Origin of the sequence: Enterococcus sp. DIV1307a, from assembly GCF_050537425.1 — a bacterium.
Taxonomy (GTDB): Bacteria; Bacillota; Bacilli; order Lactobacillales; family Enterococcaceae; genus Enterococcus; species Enterococcus faecalis.
Genome location: NZ_CP172914.1, coordinates 656,704 through 675,780, shown reverse-complemented (window position 1 = coordinate 675,780; position 19,077 = coordinate 656,704). Strand labels below are relative to the sequence as shown.

Genomic DNA, 19,077 nt, shown 5'->3' with positions numbered 1-19,077 from the left:
ACTCTTACTCTTTCATCTTAGGATCAAATGCGTCACGTAAACCATCAGCTAACAAGTTGAAACAAATCATGATAACTGAAAGTGTTGCCGCTGGAATCCACATTAAATATGGAAGGAAACGGAAAGTTTTGTATCCTTCGTTTAACAAGGTTCCTAAAGATGCGGTTGGTGGACGTAAGCCTAACCCAATAAAACTTAGGAACGCTTCAAAGAAAATTGCCGATGGGATACTGAACATCATTTGGACAATAATGACACTTGAGATATTCGGTAAAATATGTTTAATAGCAATTTTCCAACGAGATTCGCCCAATGTTTCTGCTGCCATGACAAACTCTTGGTCTTTTAGTTTCATGGTCTGGGCTCGCACAATCCTGGCCATTGATATCCAGTTTGTAATAACCATGGCTAAAACAATCGAAACAATCCCTGGATCAAAGACTGTTAGCATCAAGATCATAACAACTAAGTTAGGAATACCAGAAAGAACTTCTAAAATACGTTGCATCACTGTATCGACACGACCGCCGACTAACCCGGAAATCAGTCCATACGTTACCCCAATCGTAATATCTAGAATTGCCGCGATAAACGCAATTAACAAGGAAATACGTGTTCCCATAAATAAACGACTTAGGACATCACGACCTAAACCATCTGTTCCTAGATAAAAGTTTACGTTATCTGGAACGTTTGCTTGTGCATATTTATCAACTAATTGACCAGCAACTGTTGTTTTACCATTTAAACCATTCACGCTTTCCAAGCCAGGAATTCGTGGTGGTAAGTTAATGTAAGAAACATTTTGTTTCGTTGGGTTATGTGGTGAAACCCAAATGGTAATAATAGAGATAAAGATAATAACTGCTAAGAAACTCATTGAGATAACTGCAGCTTTATTCTTTTTCAAACGACGCCATGAGTCTTGTAAGAAACTTAAAGACGGTGTGGCGATACGCTCTCTTTCTTTTAGAGTTGAAGTGTTTAGAGGCTGAAACTCATCTGCCGGAATATCTTTAATCGCTTGTGGTAGATTATTTTTATTGACTGTTTCCATTAGCCTTTTGCACCTCCTGATACGCGAATTCTTGGATCAATTAAACCATAAAGTAAGTCAACAATCAGAATTACAACAACTAACATTGTTGAATACAAAATAGTTACTGCCATAATTGTTGGATAGTCGTTTGTCATAATTGATTTTACAAACTGTTCCCCAATTCCAGGGATGGCAAAAATATTTTCTACTACTAAAGAACCTGTCATTAAACCAACGGCTAAAGGTCCTAATAAGGTAATCAATGGAATTAAACTGTTTCTTAACCCGTGGCGGAATGCAACTTGCCAGCGACTCAAGCCTTTTGCTTTGGCTAATTCGACATAATCACTATGCAAGACCTCTACCATCTCGGTTCGAATAAACCTAGCCGAATCGGCCATTGGACTCATTGCCAAGGCAATAGTTGGTAAAATTGTGTAGGCAAAACCATTCCACATAGCAATTGGTAAGATTCTTAATTTCATTGCAAAAATGTATTGTAATAATACCGCGAAAACAAAGTTTGGAATAGAACGACCTAAAATGGCTAACAATGTTGCCAACGTATCTACCCAAGTATTTTGACGCATCGCTGCGATAATCCCCAATAAAATACCGACTAACGTACCAAAGATAATCGCTTGTCCTCCCAGTTGAAGGGATGGCCCAATTCGACCAGCTAATAACTTAGCAACAGGTTGGTTTTTAAATTGGAATGAAATACCAAAGTCTCCCGTTACCAGGTTCTTTAAGTAAATTCCGTATTGAACAATCACTGGTTTATCTAAGCCAGATTGTTTATTCAACATAGCGATTGTTTCTGGACTAAGTTTTTCTTGGTTGGTATAAGGCGTACCTGGTAATAATTGCATTAAGAAAAACGTAATCGTTGCGATTAACCACAAAGTGATAATCATGAAAAAGATCCGTTTAAGAAAATATTTTCCAAAACTATTCAATAATGACACCTCCGAGATTTTTTTGACTTCCTCAGTTATTTTCGTTAAAGTAATGACTAGATAGACCACAATAATAGATAGGGTGAACACATGAAAACTTTTAAATGGCCAATTATTACAGCCGTTATTTCCAGTATCGGCATTTTTCTTTACTTATTAATAAGTAAAGAACCTATCACTACCTCCTCATTATCAGATACCTTCTTTATCGTTTCGCTTTTCTTTTTAATTATCGGCATTGCTTTATGGATTATGTCCTCTGGCTTTTTCGATAACTTTCAGCGCTCAATGAAAAACGCGTTTCGTTTTAAAAAGAAAAATGAACCGAAAGAGTTTATCCCGCTTTCAGTCATTGGCGATGCACATCGCTCTTTCTGGCTAAAAACTGGGGGCATCTTACTGATTCTGTCTTTAGGCTTTCTACTATTTTACTTGGTCTAAGACAAGATAGCAAGAGGACCGTTGCCTTTTATTCCATGGCAAAGGTCCTTTTTTGTTTGCTATCGATCTTTTGTCAGGTTATTCTGAAATGTATGCCCATTTGTAGTCATACGTTGCGCCAGCAGGATGAACTGCGACATCTTTGACTTTTTCAGCACGTAAATGCGCTTCTGATTTTTGGAATAATGGTACCACACCCATGTCTCCCATAATCGTTTTCTCTGCATTTAACATATCATCCCAACGTTTTTCAGGATTTGTCGCATCTGCACTACTTGCAGCTTTCACTAACTTGTCAAACTCTGGATTGTTATAACGTCCACGGTTATATGAGTTATCTGAAGCAAATAAGTCTAAGAAACTACTTGGATCAGCATAGTCAGCACTCCAACCACCGATTACTGCATCAAAGTCGCCTTTGTTTGAACGATCTAAACGAACAGAGAATGGAACCGGACTAACCGTTACCTTCACACCATCTAAAGCATCTTGAATTGACCCTTGAACAAATTCAACTGTTTTCTTAGAAGAATCTGCATCTGAAGAAAGAATATCCATTGTTAAGGTTGAAATCCCCAATTCTTTTTTCGCTTTTTCCCAGTATTCTTTAGCTTTTTTCGTATCATATTCAATTTGACTACCTGCTTCTTTAGCAAAGTCTTTGCCGCCACTTGGGTCTTTTGCCATATCTGCTGGTACTAAACCGTTTGGCTCGATAGAACCATCCCCTAAGATTGATTCAACTAACGCTTTACGGTCGATTGAGTAAGAAATTGCTTTACGTAAGTTCGCATTTCTAAATGGTGATTTTTCATCACGTTGATTTAGTTCCATATATTGTGTTGATGCTTCTTTTTGACTAACAAAAGCTGGGTCATTGGCCATTTGTTGGGCTAATTCACCAGAAAGAACGACATCGTCTGTTTGTCCATCTTGGAACAAGTTCAACGCAGTTGGTGATTCTTTCACGACATTCACATCTACTGAGTCCAGTTTCACTGTGTCTTTATCCCAATATTGATCGTTTTTCTTGAATGACCATTTTGTATCTGTACCAGGACCATCAAAGCCGTCTAAGACGAATGGACCATTGTAGACAGCACTTTCGCTGTTTGATGCATAATTTTTACCATATTTTTCCACAATATCTTGACGTTGCGGGAAGAATGATGGGAAAGCTAATAAGTAATCAAAGTATGGTGTTGCTTTTTCTAGAGTGATTTCTAATTCTGTATCACTGACTGCTTTAATTCCTAATTCTGATTTATCTTTTTCCCCTTTAGCAATGGCATCACCATTTTTTACAGAGGCATACAGATAAGCATATTCAGAAGCTGTCGCTGGATCAACTGTTCGTTGCCATCCGTAAACATAGTCATTAGCAGTCACTGGTTTACCGTCTGACCATTTTGCATCTTTATTTAATTTAATTTTGTATGTTAGTCCATCTTCAGAAACTTCTGCTTTTTCCGCTGCACCTGCAGGTTGGACTTTGTTATCTTTGTCTAAACGATAAATTCCTTCATATACATTATTTAATGCAATAAAACTAATTCTGTCTGTTGCTAGTGATAAATCAGCTGTTGGCATTTCTTGTTGTTCTGTGACACGTAAAACTTGTTCGCCACTTGCCTTACCGCCACCAGACGCGCTTGAGCTATCTGACGTTCCGCCGCCTCCACAAGCCGTTAAAGTTGTTACGCTAAATAATGTAATCACACCGAATGTTAATGACTTTTTCAATTTCATAGTGTTGCCTCCTAAAATAATACAATCTGTATTTTCTGAAAAATCAGAATTTAATAATTATTTATTGCTATGGAATATATCTTACATTTTTCATATTAAAATTGCAAGTCAAAATGTTAACTTTTTTTAATTTTTCTTCTCTTCCTATCAGAAACCACTCTTTTTCTTCCTGTCTTTTATTGCAATTCTTTTGTCAGTTTTCTAAACATTATGGTAAATTAGGAAGTAAAGGAGTGACAAAATATGAAAAATTCTACGTTTTTAAAGGATTTGTTTGCTATCGATAAAGCAAATGACGAATTATTTCGGTTAGTTGGTGTCGCAATTTGTATGGCAATTCCATTATTAATTGGTTATTTTTCCAATAATTTACTCATTGGGACCTTTGGCTCGATGGGCATTTATACGTTTATTTATTATCAGCCGCTTCCTTTGCCCCAATTATTGCGCAGACTGAATATTGTTGGCTTTTTTATTGTTCTGGGCAACAGCTTAGGAATGCTAAGTCACCATGTACCTTGGTTGATTCCCATTACAATTGCCATCGTCGCTTTTCTTGCACGCTTACTTTTTAGATTGTATGGCATTGAGAAGCCTGGTGCTTTGTTAGTTATCATGTCAACCGCAATGGGAACAAGCAACAATTTTCCTTTACATAAGATTCCCATCATGGCCAGTTTTGTTCTTTTAGGAGTAGTGACCGGCATTATCATGGGCATTGTGCTTCATTTCATCGACAAGCGCCCCTACGTTTTTCAAAAACGGATGTCTCTTCAAGAACGACTTTATATCGATCCCGCTTCTTTATTAGATGCTTTGCATTATGCGGCCATTTTATTTTTAGCGGCTTATTTAAGCCAATCGCTTCATTTAGTCAACGCCTATTGGATGACGTTTACTTGCGCAGCCATTTTACAAGGGGAAAATTTACATTCTGTGATGCAGCGAAATGTTCAACGGATTCTAGGTACGAGTCTTGGTTTGTTGCTTTCTGCAATTTTATTAATGATTCCCTTTACACCTTTACAAACAATCGGTATCATTAGTATTCTGTATGCAGCTTTTGAAGGATTCATTAACAGAAACTATGCGATTGCCAGCTTTTTTATTACCCCGATGTCCTTATTATTATCAAATCTTGCACGACAGCAAGTCATTAGTAATCTTTTAAACTATCGATTAGTCGGGATTGTGTTAGGTAGTTTGCTTGGTTTTGCCGGCGCTTATGTTTTCACAACTGCGCTACGTTTCTATAATCGGGCCTACTCAATTGATGAAACCTTTGAAAATCAACAAGAAGAAAGAGGCGTTTTATGAAAATAACTTATCCCTTACCACCAAATTTGCCAGAACAACTTCCTCTATTAACGAACTGTCAATTAGAAGATGAGGCAATCTTAGAAAATCATTTGTATCAGCAGATTGATTTACCGAATCAAGAAGTTCGTAACTTAGTCTTTCGGGATGCTGTTTTCGATCATCTTTCATTAGCAAATGGCCAGTTTGCTTCTTTTGATTGTAGTAATGTGCGTTTTGAATCTTGCGATTTTTCTAACGTCGAATGGCTGTCTGGTAGTTTTCATCGAGTGACTTTCCTTCGTTGCAATTTGACAGGAACGAATTTTGCAGATAGCTATTTAAAAGATTGTCTATTTGAAGATTGCAAAGCCGATTATGCTTCTTTTCGTTTTGCAAATTTTAATCTTGTTCACTTTAATCAGACACGTTTAGTCGAAAGTGAATTTTTCGAGGTCACCTGGAAGAAACTCCTGCTAGAAGCTTGCGATTTAACCGAAAGTAATTGGCTAAATACTTCTTTAAAAGGATTGGATTTTTCCCAAAATACCTTTGAACGCTTGACTTTCTCACCAAACTATTTATCAGGTCTTAAAGTCACCCCTGAACAAGCCATTTATTTGGCAAGTGCCCTTGGTTTGGTGATTACCTAAGAAAATTTTAAAAAAATAGCCGAATAACTGGTTCTGTCGGTTCTTTCTTATTAAATTGTTATTAATTTTTTGGAAAAACCAACGGAACCATTTTACTTGTGCCTTATTTTTAGGTAAACTATCTTAGGTTAAGCAATCTCTTTTTTTGGAACAAGAGAAACTTTTGGAATCATTTCCTATAAATCATGAAGAGATTATGACAAACGTTCTTCTAATCCAAGAACGTCTTTTGTCCTATACTCGATTCTACTCAAAAGGAATGTCAGTGAATGAATATAAAAAAACAAGGCCTCGGTCAAGCGACGGGAAAAATCATTTTAATGGGGGAACACGCCGTTGTTTACGGCGAACCAGCAATCGCCTTTCCTTTTCAAGCGACAGAAATCACAGCCGTCTTTACCCCGGCAAAAACTATGCAGATTGATTGTGCATATTTTACAGGATTGCTTGAAGACGTGCCCCAAGAGCTAGCAAATATCAAGGAAGTTGTTCAGCAAACCTTACATTTTTTAAAGGAAGATACGTTTAAAGGCACTTTGACCTTAACAAGTACGATTCCCGCTGAACGAGGAATGGGCTCAAGCGCAGCAACCGCTGTGGCCATCGTTCGAAGCCTTTTTGATTATTTTGATTACGCTTATACATATCAAGAATTGTTTGAGCTTGTTTCCTTAAGTGAGAAAATTGCTCATGGCAATCCTAGTGGTATCGATGCCGCAGCAACAAGCGGCGCTGATCCCTTATTTTTTACTAGAGGATTTCCGCCCACACATTTCTCGATGAATTTATCTAATGCCTACTTAGTAGTAGCTGATACGGGAATTAAAGGTCAAACACGTGAAGCAGTGAAAGACATTGCGCAGCTAGCTCAAAATAATCCCACAGCAATCGCTGAAACAATGAAACAATTAGGTTCTTTTACTAAAGAAGCGAAGCAGGCAATTTTACAAGATGATAAACAAAAATTAGGTCAGCTAATGACGTTAGCGCAAGAGCAACTCCAGCAATTAACCGTCAGCAACGATATGCTGGATCGACTAGTGGCTCTCTCTCTAGAACATGGCGCTCTAGGAGCAAAATTAACCGGCGGCGGTCGCGGTGGCTGTATGATTGCCTTAACAGATAATAAAAGGACCGCACAAACCATTGCACAGACTTTAGAAGAAAATGGAGCTGTTGCTACATGGATTCAATCATTAGAGGTGAAAAAGTAATGCTTTCAGGAAAAGCACGAGCGCATACAAATATTGCTCTGATTAAATATTGGGGAAAAGCCAATGAAGAATACATTTTACCAATGAATAGTAGTTTATCATTAACATTAGATGCCTTTTACACAGAAACAACTGTGACATTTGATGCCCATTATTCAGAAGATGTATTTATTTTAGATGGTATCTTGCAAAACGAAAAACAAACAAAAAAAGTCAAAGAATTTTTGAACCTTGTTCGTCAACAAGCCGATTGTACTTGGTTTGCAAAAGTGGAAAGTCAAAATTTTGTGCCTACTGCAGCCGGTTTGGCTTCTTCAGCGAGTGGTCTAGCTGCTTTAGCTGGGGCCTGTAACGTAGCTTTAGGATTAAATCTTTCAGCAAAAGACTTATCGCGTTTAGCGCGACGTGGTTCAGGTTCTGCTTGTCGTAGTATTTTTGGTGGTTTTGCTCAATGGAACAAAGGCCACTCTGATGAAACGTCGTTTGCTGAAAATATTCCAGCCAATAATTGGGAAAACGAATTGGCCATGCTCTTTATCTTAATTAATGATGGCGAAAAAGATGTTTCCAGCCGTGATGGAATGAAACGAACAGTAGAAACTTCTAGCTTTTATCAAGGTTGGTTGGACAATGTGGAAAAAGATTTATCACAAGTTCATGAAGCAATTAAAACAAAAGACTTCCCTCGTTTAGGAGAAATCATTGAAGCCAATGGGTTAAGGATGCATGGAACCACCTTAGGCGCTGTCCCTCCATTTACTTACTGGTCCCCAGGCAGCTTACAAGCGATGGCTTTAGTTCGCCAAGCACGGGCCAAAGGAATTCCTTGCTACTTTACAATGGATGCAGGTCCGAATGTCAAGGTTTTAGTCGAAAAGAAAAACTTAGAAGCATTAAAAACATTTTTAAGTGAACATTTTTCAAAAGAGCAGTTAGTCCCAGCTTTTGCTGGTCCCGGAATTGAATTGTTTGAAACGAAAGGAATGGATAAATAAGCATGATTGAAGTTACTACGCCAGGAAAGTTATTTATTGCAGGAGAATATGCCGTTGTTGAACCTGGCCACCCTGCCATTATCGTTGCTGTGGATCAATTCGTAACTGTGACTGTCGAAGAAACAACAGATGAAGGCAGTATTCAATCTGCACAATACAGCTCGTTACCTATTCGCTGGACACGCCGAAATGGTGAGCTTGTATTAGATATTCGCGAAAATCCTTTTCATTATGTTTTAGCGGCGATTCATCTAACTGAAAAATATGCGCAAGAGCAAAACAAAGAATTGTCATTTTATCATTTAAAAGTGACGAGTGAATTAGATAGTTCAAATGGACGAAAATATGGTCTTGGTTCAAGCGGTGCGGTAACCGTTGGAACTGTCAAAGCCTTGAATATTTTTTATGACTTAGGTTTGGAAAATGAGGAAATTTTCAAATTATCAGCATTAGCTCACTTAGCCGTTCAAGGAAATGGTTCTTGTGGAGATATCGCTGCCAGCTGCTACGGGGGTTGGATTGCCTTTTCAACCTTCGATCATGATTGGGTCAATCAAAAAGTAGCCACTGAAACATTAACTGATTTGTTAGCAATGGACTGGCCTGAATTAATGATTTTTCCGTTAAAAGTACCGAAACAACTACGTTTACTAATTGGTTGGACAGGTAGCCCTGCGTCCACTTCAGACTTAGTTGATCGAGTCCATCAATCAAAAGAAGAAAAACAAGCGGCTTATGAGCAGTTCTTAATGAAAAGTCGGCTTTGTGTCGAAACAATGATTAATGGCTTTAACACAGGAAAAATTTCTGTTATTCAAAAACAAATTACTAAAAATCGCCAATTACTCGCCGAATTATCTTCACTGACTGGTGTGGTAATCGAAACAGAAGCCTTGAAAAATCTTTGTGATTTGGCTGAATCTTATACAGGAGCTGCGAAATCTTCTGGCGCTGGCGGGGGCGATTGTGGGATTGTAATTTTCCGCCAAAAATCTGGGATTTTACCATTAATGACTGCTTGGGAAAAAGACGGAATTACCCCACTGCCACTTCACGTCTATACCTATGGTCAAAAGGAGTGTAAGGAGAAGCATGAATCGAAAAGATGAACATCTATCATTAGCTAAAGCGTTCCACAAAGAAAAAAGTAATGACTTTGATCGTGTGCGTTTTGTTCACCAATCGTTTGCTGAATCCGCTGTTAACGAAGTGGATATTTCCACTTCGTTTCTTTCTTTTCAGCTTCCCCAACCTTTTTATGTCAATGCAATGACAGGTGGTAGTCAGCGTGCAAAAGAAATTAATCAGCAATTAGGCATTATTGCCAAAGAAACTGGCCTTTTAGTTGCGACAGGATCTGTCTCGGCAGCGTTAAAAGATGCTAGTTTAGCGGATACGTATCAAATTATGAGAAAAGAAAACCCAGATGGACTCATTTTTGCCAATATTGGTGCAGGCTTGGGTGTGGAAGAAGCAAAGCGAGCGCTTGATTTATTTCAAGCGAATGCCTTACAAATCCATGTAAATGTGCCCCAAGAATTGGTCATGCCTGAAGGAGATCGTGATTTCACTAATTGGCTAACCAAGATTGAAGCTATCGTACAGGCCGTAGAAGTGCCTGTCATTGTCAAAGAGGTTGGCTTTGGCATGAGCCAAGAAACCTTAGAAAAACTCACCTCTATCGGCGTTCAAGCAGCGGATGTGAGCGGCCAAGGCGGAACGAGTTTTACACAAATTGAAAATGCCCGGCGGAAGAAACGAGAACTTTCTTTCTTAGATGATTGGGGGCAATCAACGGTCATCTCTCTTCTGGAATCACAAAATTGGCAAAAGAAACTAACTATTCTTGGCTCTGGCGGTGTGCGTAACTCTCTTGATATTGTTAAAGGACTCGCTTTAGGTGCCAAAAGCATGGGAGTTGCTGGGACTATCTTAGCTTCCCTTATGAGTAAAAATGGTTTAGAAAATACCTTAGCCCTTGTACAGCAATGGCAAGAAGAAGTGAAAATGCTTTATACTCTTTTGGGAAAAAAGACGACAGAAGAATTGACGAGTACTGCACTTGTCCTCGATCCAGTTTTAGTTAATTGGTGTCATAACCGTGGCATCGACAGCACTGTTTTCGCAAAACGTTAAAGAGACCAGAACATTAATGTTCTGGTCTCTTTATTTGAGTTCTTTTATCCTACATAAGCATCTAAGATAATTTGTTTTAGTTCACTAATTAATGGTTCTTTCGGATTTGCAGTTGTACATTGGTCTTCATATGCAAGTTCTGCCATACGATCAACTGTTGTGTCTAATGTTTCTTGTGAGACACCTTGGGCTTTCAAGTTCATGTCAATTCCGACTGATTTACCTAAGTCTGCTACTGCTGTTGCTAAAGCTTCTACTAATTCTGCGGTAGTATTTCCTTTTAAGCCTAAGAATTTTGCAATGTCTGCATAATCAGTATCGGCGCGGAAGTAATCATATTTAGGGAACATTGCGTGTTTTGATGGATCTTTCGCATTGTAACGAATAATATGTGGTAATAAAATCGCATTTGTACGACCATGTGGAATGCCATATTCCCCACCAATTTTATGAGCAATAGAGTGACAAATACCTAAGAATGCATTGGCAAATGCCATCCCTGCCATGGTTGATGCATTATGCATTTTTTCACGAGATTCCATATCTGGACGTTTCACTGAATTTTCTAAATGATCGAAAACTAACTTGATTGCTTGTAAACTTAAACCACGTGTGTAATCTGAAGCCATCACGGAAACATAAGATTCAATAGCATGTGTTAAAACATCCATACCTGTATCTGCAGTGACTGAAGCTGGCACAGACATTACGAACTGTGGATCAACAATCGCTACATCTGGTGTTAACGCATAGTCTGCTAACGGATATTTCACGTGTGTTTCACTATCAGTAATAACGGCAAATGGTGTAACTTCTGAACCAGTTCCTGAAGTAGTTGGTATACAAACAAATTGTGTTTTTTCTGGTTTGGCAATTTTATATGTCCGTTTGCGGATATCTAAGAATTTTTGTTTTGCACCAAAGAACTCTGTATCTGGGTGTTCATAGAACATCCACATGCCTTTCGCCGCGTCCATTGCAGAACCGCCACCCAAGGCAATCACTGTATCTGGTTGGAAATCAACCATCATTTTGGTACCTGCATAAACAGTATTTGTTGATGGGTTTGGTTCAACATCAGAAAATACTTCGATTTTCACATCATTTTTACGTTTTTGTAGCTCTTTACGTACGATATCTGCATAGCCAAATTGAACCATACCTGGGTCACAAACTAACATGACACGTTCAACATTTTCCATTTTTTGTAGATATTGTAAAGAATTTTTTTCAAAGAAAATTTTTGGAGGTAATTTAAACCATTGCATATTATTTCTCCGTTTCGCTACCGTTTTAATATTAATTAAGTTAATGGCTGATACGTTTTTAGAAACAGAGTTTTTCCCGTATGAACCACAACCAAGTGTTAAGGATGGAATCATTTCGTTATAAATGTTACCGATACCGCCTTCTGCTGATGGAGTATTCACTAAAATACGACAAGCTTTCATACGTAAACCAAAAGCAACTTGTAACTCTTCATCTTCTGTATGAATTACTGCTGTATGTCCTAAACCACCTAAGTTTAACATCGCTTCACATAGTTCAAAAGCATGCTCTGCATTGTTTGATTTCATCATTGCTAAAACTGGCGATAATTTTTCTCTTGATAATGGATATTCTGGACCTGCACCTTCTAATTCAGCGACTAAAATTTTTGTGCCTTTTGGTACGCTAATTCCTGCTAATTCAGCAATTTTTTCTGCAGAGTTACCGACAATCGCTGGATTTACTGCGTATTTGCCTTCATTCATCACTGCATCTTCTAGTTTTTGTAATTCATTCGGTTTCACGAAGTAAACATTGTGTGCTTCAAACTCAGCTTTGACAGAAGCATAAATTTCTTTATCCACAATGACCGCTTGCTCAGAAGCACAAATCATTCCATTATCAAATGATTTTGAAACAATTAAATCATTAACCGCACGTTTTACTTTAGCCGTTTTTTCAATATAAGCTGGTACGTTCCCAGGACCAACGCCTAGTGCTGGTTTACCTGTTGAGTACGCAGATTTTACCATGCCTGCGCCACCAGTTGCTAAAACAATGGCAATCCCTGGATGATTCATCAAAGCAGATGTTGCATCAATCGATGGTTGTTCAATCCATTGAATACAATTTTCTGGTGCACCTGCTGCAATCGCCGCATCCCGTACAATACGTGCCGCTTCTGCCGAACATTTTTGTGCGCTAGGATGGAAAGCAAAAACAATTGGATTTCTTGTTTTTAAGGCAATTAGTGATTTAAAAATAGTTGTTGACGTTGGGTTCGTTGTTGGTGTGACCCCACATACCACGCCAACTGGCTCAGCAATTTCCATTAAGCCGGTTTGTTCGTCTTTGTTAATTACACCCACTGTTTTATCATGTTTAATATTATTCCAAATGTATTCAGATGCATACATATTTTTGATTGCTTTATCTTCATAGATTCCACGGCCAGTTTCTTCGACAGCCATTTTTGCTAAAGGCATATGTTGGTCTAACGCCGCCATCGCCATTTGATGGACAATGTGATCTACTTGTTCTTGTGTAAAATCTTCCATTGCTTTTAAAGCGACATTCGCTTTTGTTGCTAATTCATCAATCATTGATGAAACATCAACTGTTTCTGTCTTTTCTTTTTTTACTGTTTTAACCATGTTCATCCTCCTAAGAGTTTCATTTTAAAAAAACTTTGTTAACTATTTCACATTCACATCATACAACATAAAATGAATCTTGTAAATAGTTTTTGTGATATTTTTCACAACTATTTATAATTTTTTTTATCTCAAAAAAAAAGACCTATTCTTTTTTCTAGAATAAGTCTTCAATATCATGCCAGTCCCTTAAAGGATTTTTTGATGTCTGTGCCAATAATTGTTGATAGTCAAAAAATTCATTCGGCTTAACCTTCTGAATGTCTTTGCGACAGTCTTTGACAGATAACTGGGTTTGTTTTTTCCAACGATAGGTGAGTAAATAAGTCAATAAATCTTCTTCGTTGATGGAAGAATAACCTAGTTCACGAAAATTTTGGCACTTCTTTTTAATACTTTTATTGAGCATTTTTTGTTGTAACCAACTTAATTTTTCCTTTGTCATGGGCTCTTCTCCTTCCAACCAAGCGAAAGATTGCTCACTTTTTAACTATCTTTCAACACTATAAAAAGGAACCTTTTTTGTAAACTTAATAGTTAAAAAGGACTTAGGGCGTAAGTCAAAATGACCTACCTTCCTAGTCCTACATTTTAAGATAAACGACACGAGCGGAATAGGAATTATCTCTTCTTATTGGCTTTCTCGTGTGACTACTGGTCACAGTTTCGCCTTTGAAAAGCCTGTTCCGCTCTCTTTAACCATTAAATAAATCAGTTGATTCGTTTAGTCTTTCTTTTCTTTTGAAGGATCTGATGTTTCAGGAACTTCAGTTACTTCTTCTGTGACTGTCTCTTCAACTTCTGTGACTGGTACACTAGTTACTGCTGAATCATTTGTAACAGCAGTTCCAGGTGTTACAGTTCGAATTGCTGCACGGTCAAATTCTAAGACAATACCTTCGCAATCGATTAAAACTGTTTTTTCGTTGATTTCACTTAAAACACCATGTAAACCACCAATTGTGACAACACTATCGCCAATTTTCATTGCGTTTAGTTGTTTTTGACGTTCTTGCTGTTGTTTCTTTTGAGAACGTGTCATGAAAAACATCATTCCTCCTAAAAGGACTAATGTAAAAATCATTGTAAATCCGCCACCCATTTGTTTCACCTCACTCTGCATTATTCACACTACTAACTGTATCAAAAAAATGCTTGAAGAACTAGTTTTTTCCTCTAATTTTTAGAAACTTTTTGCATTCGCTTTATTAAAGCCATATTCTTCAAAAAACGCTTGTCGGAATTCTAATAAATTGTCGTCCATAATTGCTTGACGGACGTTTTTCATTAAGTCTAACAAGAAGTATAAATTATGATACGATGTTAAACGGATTCCGAATGTTTCATCACATTTAATCAAATGACGAATATAGGCCCGCGTATAATTACGACAAACATAACAATCACATTTTTCATCAAGCGGACGAAAATCTCTTGCATATTGGGCATTTTTAACAACCAAGCGACCTTGTGAAGTCATACAAGTACCATTGCGCGCAATACGTGTTGGTAGCACACAATCAAACATGTCAATCCCACGAATCACTCCATCAATTAATGAATCAGGGGCACCCACACCCATTAAGTAACGTGGTTTATTTTCAGGAATTAACGGTGTCGTAAAGTCTAAGACTCGGTTCATTTCTTCCTTAGACTCACCAACAGATAAGCCACCAATCGAATAGCCAGGAAAATCCATACTCACTAAATCTTTGGCACTTTGACGACGTAAATCTTCAAATCCCGCACCTTGAACAATACCGAATAATCCCTGTCTATCAGGATTCGCATGGGCTTTTAAGCCACGCTCAGCCCAACGAGAAGTCCGTTCAATCGAGCGTTTGACATACTCATAGCTTTCATCAAATGGTGGACATTCATCAAAGCTCATCATAATATCTGATCCTAATTTATTTTGAATATTGATCGCTTTTTCTGGAGAAAGGAACATTTTTGAACCATTTAAATGATTTCTAAAATGCACACCTTCTTCTTCGATTTTCCGCATATCACTTAATGAGAAGACTTGGAAGCCACCTGAATCAGTTAAAATAGGTTGATCCCAGTTCATAAATTTGTGTAAACCGCCTGCTTCTTCGACTAAATCTTCACCTGGGCGTAACCATAAATGGTAAGTATTACTTAAAATAACACCGGCACCCATTTCTTTTAATTCTTCTGGTGAGATTGTTTTAACTGTCGCAAGTGTACCTACCGGCATAAACATTGGTGTTGGAAATGTGCCGTGAGGAGTAATTAATTCACCTAAACGCGCACCTGTGTGTTTATCTTTTTTGATTAAACGATAACGAATGGCTGGTTCCGTCATTCATTTCCCTACTTTCTACTATAATTTGTCCTCCCATCATCATACTTTTTTTTTATTGAATTTGCAAGGATTTCTCAAGGTTTCTTTTTTCAAAAAAGGATCCTTAAAAAAACAGCAACTAGTTCAAATAATTCAAATGAGCTAGTTGCTGTTTGGCACTTATTTTGTCGCTGTATATTTTTCTAAATCTTGCATCGCTGTTTTCACAATTTCAGGGGTAATTTTTTGTTTCATATAATGAATCGTTTCGCCTTCTATACAAGCACGTTCTGCTACTTCTTGATACTCGGCTTCAGTTAAGTCCATGTCCATTTCTTTTAAAGAAATAGGCAAACCTAGTTGGTGATAGAAAGGAATCAATTCAGCGATTTCTTGCCATTTCTCTTCAATGGCTAATTGAACAAACACACCATACGCCACTTTGTTTCCATGCAATTGTCGATGGCTAGCTGGCAGCAAAGTTAGTGCATCATGAATGGAATGGGCACCTGCTGTCCGACCATAATCATCGCCAAAGCCACCCACCATTCCACCAATAATTAAATTTGTTTCGATGACATCAATAAACGATTGATTTAATTGTTGCTCTTCCATCGCTTTTAAAGCATTGATACTTTCATTTAACAAAATATCGCGGCATTTTTCCGCGGCAAAATGAGAAACTTGAATAGGTAACACTTGGACGTCTAACTGCGAAATAATCGCATCTGCTTCGTACCATTTAGCTAATGTATCCCCAATACCTGCCACCATTAAGGACCGAGGCGAATGCAATAACACTCTTGGTTCTACCAACACCAAAGCGTTTGCTTGCGGAAAAACGTCATATCGTTCCATTACTCCATCTTCTCGATACATTACACTCAATGGCGTGCACGGTGCACAAGTAGCTGCTAAAGTGGGCAAAATAATTACCGGTAACGCCATTTTGTGTGCTAAGGCTTTGCCCAAGTCGGCCACTTTTCCTCCACCAACAGCGACGATGGCCTCTAAATGATTGTCCAGCACTTGCGCTTCTAACTCTTGCACACGTTGATCTGTACAAACACCTCCATAGTTTTCAAAAACAGCTGTTACTTTTTGAAACGTCGGAAAATACGGTTTTGCCGCTTGCCATGACTCAGTCCCGTGTAAAATGAATACACGATGAATATTTCTGCATAATAGTTGTCCTTCTAATAATTCCCACGAACCAATTTCGCAAAGATACTCTTGTGGTGTCCCTCTCACAATTAATGATTGTTCCATCTTGAAAATCCCCTTCATTTTTGACTTTTGAATTTTTTTTTGAAAAAGTTGTATTTTTTCAACTCTACTACTTTTCCTTTTACATATTCTATGATATGATAAACCACATCATAACACAATAAATTTTTATACATTTATTCGCTTTTTTTGAATATTTATAAAAATAATACAAAAAGGAGTTTACGCAAATGACCAAATGTAAAAAATGGCTACAGACGATTTTACCAATTTTATTCTTGTTGCTCTCATTATTACCTATTAAAGAAACTTTTGCAGCCGAAAACGATCCAGTCTATGACAAAATCATCCAAAAGGGAGAACTAGTTGTCGGCTTATCCGCAGACTATGCCCCTTATGAATTTCATGCAAAAGTAGATGGTGAAGATAAAATTGTCGGTTTTGATATTTCTATTGCTCAAAAAATTGCCGACGATTTAGGCGTTAAATTAAAAATCGAAGAACTAGGCTTTGATGCTCTGTTAGGGGCCTTAAAAACTGGCAAGATTGACATGGTCATCTCTGGCATGTCGCCAACGCCTGAACGATTAAAAGAAGTAGCTTTTTCTCAACCATATATGAACGTTCAACAAAGAGTCATTGTTCGGAAAGAAGACAAAGATAAATTTCATTCCACTAAAGATTTCGAAGGCGTTCGTGCAGGTGCCCAAAAGCAAACGACACAAGAAGAATTAATTAAAACCGAATTAACCGGTGCTGTCCCTACTTCTCTTCAAAAAATTCCAGATTTAATTATGAATCTAAAAAATAATAAATTAGATGCAGTCGTTATGGAAGAACCGGTTGGCGAAGCCTATGTTTCTCAAAATGAGGATTTAGCTTTTGCTGATGTTACCTTTGAAAAAGGCTCAAAAGATACTGCCGTTGCTTTTCCTAAAGATGCGCCCGTTTTGACGGAGAAAGTAAATGCCTCTATTAAACAAATTAATGATCAAAAATTAATGGACGGTTATAAAAAAGAAGCCAATCAATTAATGTTCCAAAAAGATCAAAGCTTTTTACAAAAGTATGGAAAGTTCTATCTTAACGGTGCAGGCTATACCATTTTCCTAGCTTTCATTGGTGTTTTGTTTGGTGCCATTTTAGGGGCATTACTTGCCTTAATGAAGTTAGCCAATTCCAAAATTTTACGTGGCATTGCCATTGCTTATATTGAATATGTTCGTGGCACTCCTTTGCTTGTTCAAATTTTTATTGTCTATTTCGGGACAGGCGTTCTTGGTTTAGACTTATCAAAAGTAGCAGCTGGTTGTATTGCTCTTTCTTTAAACAGTGGTGCATATGTAGCAGAAATTATTCGTGCGGGTATTCAGGCAGTTAATAAAGGACAATTGGAAGCTGCTCGTTCCTTGGGAATGAATCAAAACCAAGCAATGCGATACATCATTTTCCCACAAGCTATTAAAAATATTTTACCAGCGTTAGGCAATGAATTTGTTACAGTAATTAAAGAATCTTCCGTTGTTTCAGTCATTGGTGTTTCGGAACTAATTTTCCAAGCTGGCAACGTTCAAGGAGCAAGTTTTAAACCCTTCCTACCTTACTTAATTGTATCGTTGATTTATTTCGTCCTAACCTTTACTATCTCACGTCTATTAGGTGTTGCTGAAAGGAGAATGAGTACTAGTGATTAACATTAAAAACTTACAGAAAACATTCGGAAAAAATGAAGTACTTAAAGGAATTGACTTAGAAATTGAAGCTGGTGAAGTTGTCGTAATTATTGGCCCTTCTGGCAGTGGTAAAAGTACTTTTTTACGTTGCTTGAACTTATTAGAAACACCAACTGGTGGCAGCGTTGAATTTGAAGGAAAAAATTTATTAGATAAAAATACCAACATTGATCAACTTCGTCAAAAAATGGGAATGGTATTCCAAAATTTCAATCTTTTCCCGCATAAAAATGTCTTGGAAAACTTAACGATTAGTCCTGTTAAAGTAAAAAAAGAAGCCGCTGCCGAAGCCACAGAACATGCTCTTTCTTTACTGGAACAAGTTGGTTTATCAGATAAAAAAGAAAATTATCCCGCTCAACTTTCTGGTGGGCAACAACAACGGGTAGCGATTGCTCGTGCTTTAGCCATGCGCCCTGACGTGATGCTGTTCGATGAACCAACTTCTGCCTTAGACCCTGAAATGGTGGGCGAAGTGCTATCCGTTATGAAAAATTTAGCTATTGAAGGGATGACAATGGTAGTGGTTACCCATGAAATGGGCTTCGCAAAAGAAGTCGCGGACCGTGTCATTTTTATGGATGCAGGAATTATTCAAGAAGAAGGCACACCTGAAGAAATTTTTGATGCGCCACAAAACCCAAGAACACAAGATTTTCTAAGAAAAGTTTTATAAAAAGGAGCA

Annotated in this window: 17 protein-coding genes; 9 read left to right on the top strand and 8 right to left on the bottom strand. The window is 37.8% G+C overall.

Annotation, left to right across the window (positions count from 1 at the left end):
• Positions 1 to 4: 4 nt before the first annotated feature.
• Both opp1C and opp1B read right to left on the bottom strand, forming a co-directional pair.
• A complete protein-coding gene (gene opp1C / locus IGL90_RS03250) occupies positions 5 to 1,057 on the bottom strand; it encodes an oligopeptide ABC transporter permease Opp1C (protein ID WP_002355787.1) in 1,053 nt (350 codons plus the stop codon).
• Complete coding sequence (gene opp1B / locus IGL90_RS03245) at positions 1,057 to 1,998, bottom strand: oligopeptide ABC transporter permease Opp1B (RefSeq protein WP_002381304.1); 942 nt, start codon at positions 1,996 to 1,998, stop codon at positions 1,057 to 1,059. The genes opp1C and opp1B overlap by 1 nt, the downstream gene beginning before the upstream one ends.
• A gap of 90 nt (positions 1,999 to 2,088) precedes the next feature.
• On the opposite strand from opp1B, the gene IGL90_RS03240 reads away from it, so the two are divergent.
• Positions 2,089 to 2,439: a DUF3899 domain-containing protein gene (locus tag IGL90_RS03240; RefSeq protein WP_002355784.1), complete on the top strand. Its 351-nt coding sequence runs from the start codon at positions 2,089 to 2,091 to the stop codon at positions 2,437 to 2,439.
• Between the two features lie 78 nt (positions 2,440 to 2,517).
• Here the strand turns inward: IGL90_RS03240 and opp1A are convergent, their stop codons facing one another.
• Positions 2,518 to 4,188 (bottom strand): oligopeptide ABC transporter substrate-binding protein Opp1A, encoded by a 1,671-nt coding sequence (opp1A, locus tag IGL90_RS03235; protein WP_048736928.1) that lies wholly within the window; start codon positions 4,186 to 4,188, stop codon positions 2,518 to 2,520.
• 243 nt (positions 4,189 to 4,431) lie between these two features.
• Between opp1A and IGL90_RS03230 the strand changes: the two genes are divergently transcribed.
• The 6 genes from IGL90_RS03230 (at position 4,432) to fni (ending at position 10,482) form a co-directional block, all read left to right on the top strand.
• Entirely contained in the window at positions 4,432 to 5,505 is a 1,074-nt protein-coding gene (locus tag IGL90_RS03230) for an FUSC family protein (RefSeq protein WP_002355782.1), read from the top strand.
• Positions 5,502 to 6,137 carry a pentapeptide repeat-containing protein gene (locus IGL90_RS03225; RefSeq protein ID WP_048736929.1) on the top strand — a complete coding sequence of 212 codons (636 nt, stop codon included), beginning with the start codon at positions 5,502 to 5,504 and terminating at the stop codon, positions 6,135 to 6,137. The genes IGL90_RS03230 and IGL90_RS03225 overlap by 4 nt, the downstream gene beginning before the upstream one ends.
• 269 nt (positions 6,138 to 6,406) lie before the next feature.
• The gene (gene mvk, locus IGL90_RS03220; protein ID WP_048736931.1) at positions 6,407 to 7,351 is read left to right on the top strand and encodes a mevalonate kinase; all 945 of its coding nucleotides are present in this window, start codon (positions 6,407 to 6,409) and stop codon (positions 7,349 to 7,351) included.
• The gene (gene mvaD, locus IGL90_RS03215) at positions 7,351 to 8,346 is read left to right on the top strand and encodes a diphosphomevalonate decarboxylase (RefSeq protein WP_002355778.1); all 996 of its coding nucleotides are present in this window, start codon (positions 7,351 to 7,353) and stop codon (positions 8,344 to 8,346) included. Before mvk ends, mvaD begins: the two co-directional genes overlap by 1 nt.
• A gap of 2 nt (positions 8,347 to 8,348) precedes the next feature.
• On the top strand, positions 8,349 to 9,455 hold the full coding sequence (locus tag IGL90_RS03210; RefSeq protein WP_002355777.1) for a phosphomevalonate kinase: 1,107 nt from the start codon (positions 8,349 to 8,351) through the stop codon (positions 9,453 to 9,455).
• Positions 9,439 to 10,482: a type 2 isopentenyl-diphosphate Delta-isomerase gene (fni, locus tag IGL90_RS03205; protein ID WP_002399734.1), complete on the top strand. Its 1,044-nt coding sequence runs from the start codon at positions 9,439 to 9,441 to the stop codon at positions 10,480 to 10,482. The genes IGL90_RS03210 and fni overlap by 17 nt, the downstream gene beginning before the upstream one ends.
• A gap of 44 nt (positions 10,483 to 10,526) precedes the next feature.
• Here the strand turns inward: fni and adhE are convergent, their stop codons facing one another.
• The 5 genes from adhE to IGL90_RS03180 form a co-directional block, all read right to left on the bottom strand.
• Positions 10,527 to 13,124, bottom strand: a complete 2,598-nt coding sequence (gene adhE, locus IGL90_RS03200; RefSeq protein ID WP_002388933.1) for a bifunctional acetaldehyde-CoA/alcohol dehydrogenase — start codon at positions 13,122 to 13,124, stop codon at positions 10,527 to 10,529.
• A 157-nt stretch (positions 13,125 to 13,281) separates the two neighbouring features.
• Complete coding sequence (locus tag IGL90_RS03195) at positions 13,282 to 13,587, bottom strand: post-transcriptional regulator (RefSeq protein ID WP_048736933.1); 306 nt, start codon at positions 13,585 to 13,587, stop codon at positions 13,282 to 13,284.
• Between the two features lie 261 nt (positions 13,588 to 13,848).
• Positions 13,849 to 14,247 carry a preprotein translocase subunit YajC gene (yajC, locus tag IGL90_RS03190; RefSeq protein ID WP_025189494.1) on the bottom strand — a complete coding sequence of 133 codons (399 nt, stop codon included), beginning with the start codon at positions 14,245 to 14,247 and terminating at the stop codon, positions 13,849 to 13,851.
• Positions 14,248 to 14,307: 60 nt separating this feature from the next.
• A complete protein-coding gene (gene tgt, locus IGL90_RS03185; protein WP_048736936.1) occupies positions 14,308 to 15,453 on the bottom strand; it encodes a tRNA guanosine(34) transglycosylase Tgt in 1,146 nt (381 codons plus the stop codon).
• Positions 15,454 to 15,612: 159 nt separating this feature from the next.
• Complete coding sequence (locus tag IGL90_RS03180; protein ID WP_048736938.1) at positions 15,613 to 16,719, bottom strand: iron-containing alcohol dehydrogenase family protein; 1,107 nt, start codon at positions 16,717 to 16,719, stop codon at positions 15,613 to 15,615.
• 170 nt (positions 16,720 to 16,889) lie between these two features.
• On the opposite strand from IGL90_RS03180, the gene IGL90_RS03175 reads away from it, so the two are divergent.
• Entirely contained in the window at positions 16,890 to 18,353 is a 1,464-nt protein-coding gene (locus IGL90_RS03175; RefSeq protein WP_002355770.1) for an ABC transporter permease subunit, read from the top strand.
• Positions 18,346 to 19,068: an amino acid ABC transporter ATP-binding protein gene (locus IGL90_RS03170; RefSeq protein ID WP_002355769.1), complete on the top strand. Its 723-nt coding sequence runs from the start codon at positions 18,346 to 18,348 to the stop codon at positions 19,066 to 19,068. The genes IGL90_RS03175 and IGL90_RS03170 overlap by 8 nt, the downstream gene beginning before the upstream one ends.
• Positions 19,069 to 19,077: the final 9 nt, after the last annotated feature.

Excerpts from the sequence above, each read along its gene's own strand:
- opp1C (WP_002355787.1), bottom strand. The coding sequence starts at position 1,057 with ATGGAAACAGTCAATAAAAATAATCTACCACAAGCGATTAAAGATATT.
- IGL90_RS03240 (WP_002355784.1), top strand. The coding sequence starts at position 2,089 with ATGAAAACTTTTAAATGGCCAATTATTACAGCCGTTATTTCCAGTATC.
- opp1A (WP_048736928.1), bottom strand. The coding sequence starts at position 4,188 with ATGAAATTGAAAAAGTCATTAACATTCGGTGTGATTACATTATTTAGC.
- IGL90_RS03230 (WP_002355782.1), top strand. The coding sequence starts at position 4,432 with ATGAAAAATTCTACGTTTTTAAAGGATTTGTTTGCTATCGATAAAGCA.
- IGL90_RS03225 (WP_048736929.1), top strand. The coding sequence starts at position 5,502 with ATGAAAATAACTTATCCCTTACCACCAAATTTGCCAGAACAACTTCCT.
- mvk (WP_048736931.1), top strand. The coding sequence starts at position 6,407 with ATGAATATAAAAAAACAAGGCCTCGGTCAAGCGACGGGAAAAATCATT.
- mvaD (WP_002355778.1), top strand. The coding sequence starts at position 7,351 with ATGCTTTCAGGAAAAGCACGAGCGCATACAAATATTGCTCTGATTAAA.
- IGL90_RS03210 (WP_002355777.1), top strand. The coding sequence starts at position 8,349 with ATGATTGAAGTTACTACGCCAGGAAAGTTATTTATTGCAGGAGAATAT.
- fni (WP_002399734.1), top strand. The coding sequence starts at position 9,439 with ATGAATCGAAAAGATGAACATCTATCATTAGCTAAAGCGTTCCACAAA.
- adhE (WP_002388933.1), bottom strand. The coding sequence starts at position 13,124 with ATGGTTAAAACAGTAAAAAAAGAAAAGACAGAAACAGTTGATGTTTCA.
- yajC (WP_025189494.1), bottom strand. The coding sequence starts at position 14,247 with ATGCAGAGTGAGGTGAAACAAATGGGTGGCGGATTTACAATGATTTTT.
- tgt (WP_048736936.1), bottom strand. The coding sequence starts at position 15,453 with ATGACGGAACCAGCCATTCGTTATCGTTTAATCAAAAAAGATAAACAC.
- IGL90_RS03180 (WP_048736938.1), bottom strand. The coding sequence starts at position 16,719 with ATGAAGGGGATTTTCAAGATGGAACAATCATTAATTGTGAGAGGGACA.
- IGL90_RS03175 (WP_002355770.1), top strand. The coding sequence starts at position 16,890 with ATGACCAAATGTAAAAAATGGCTACAGACGATTTTACCAATTTTATTC.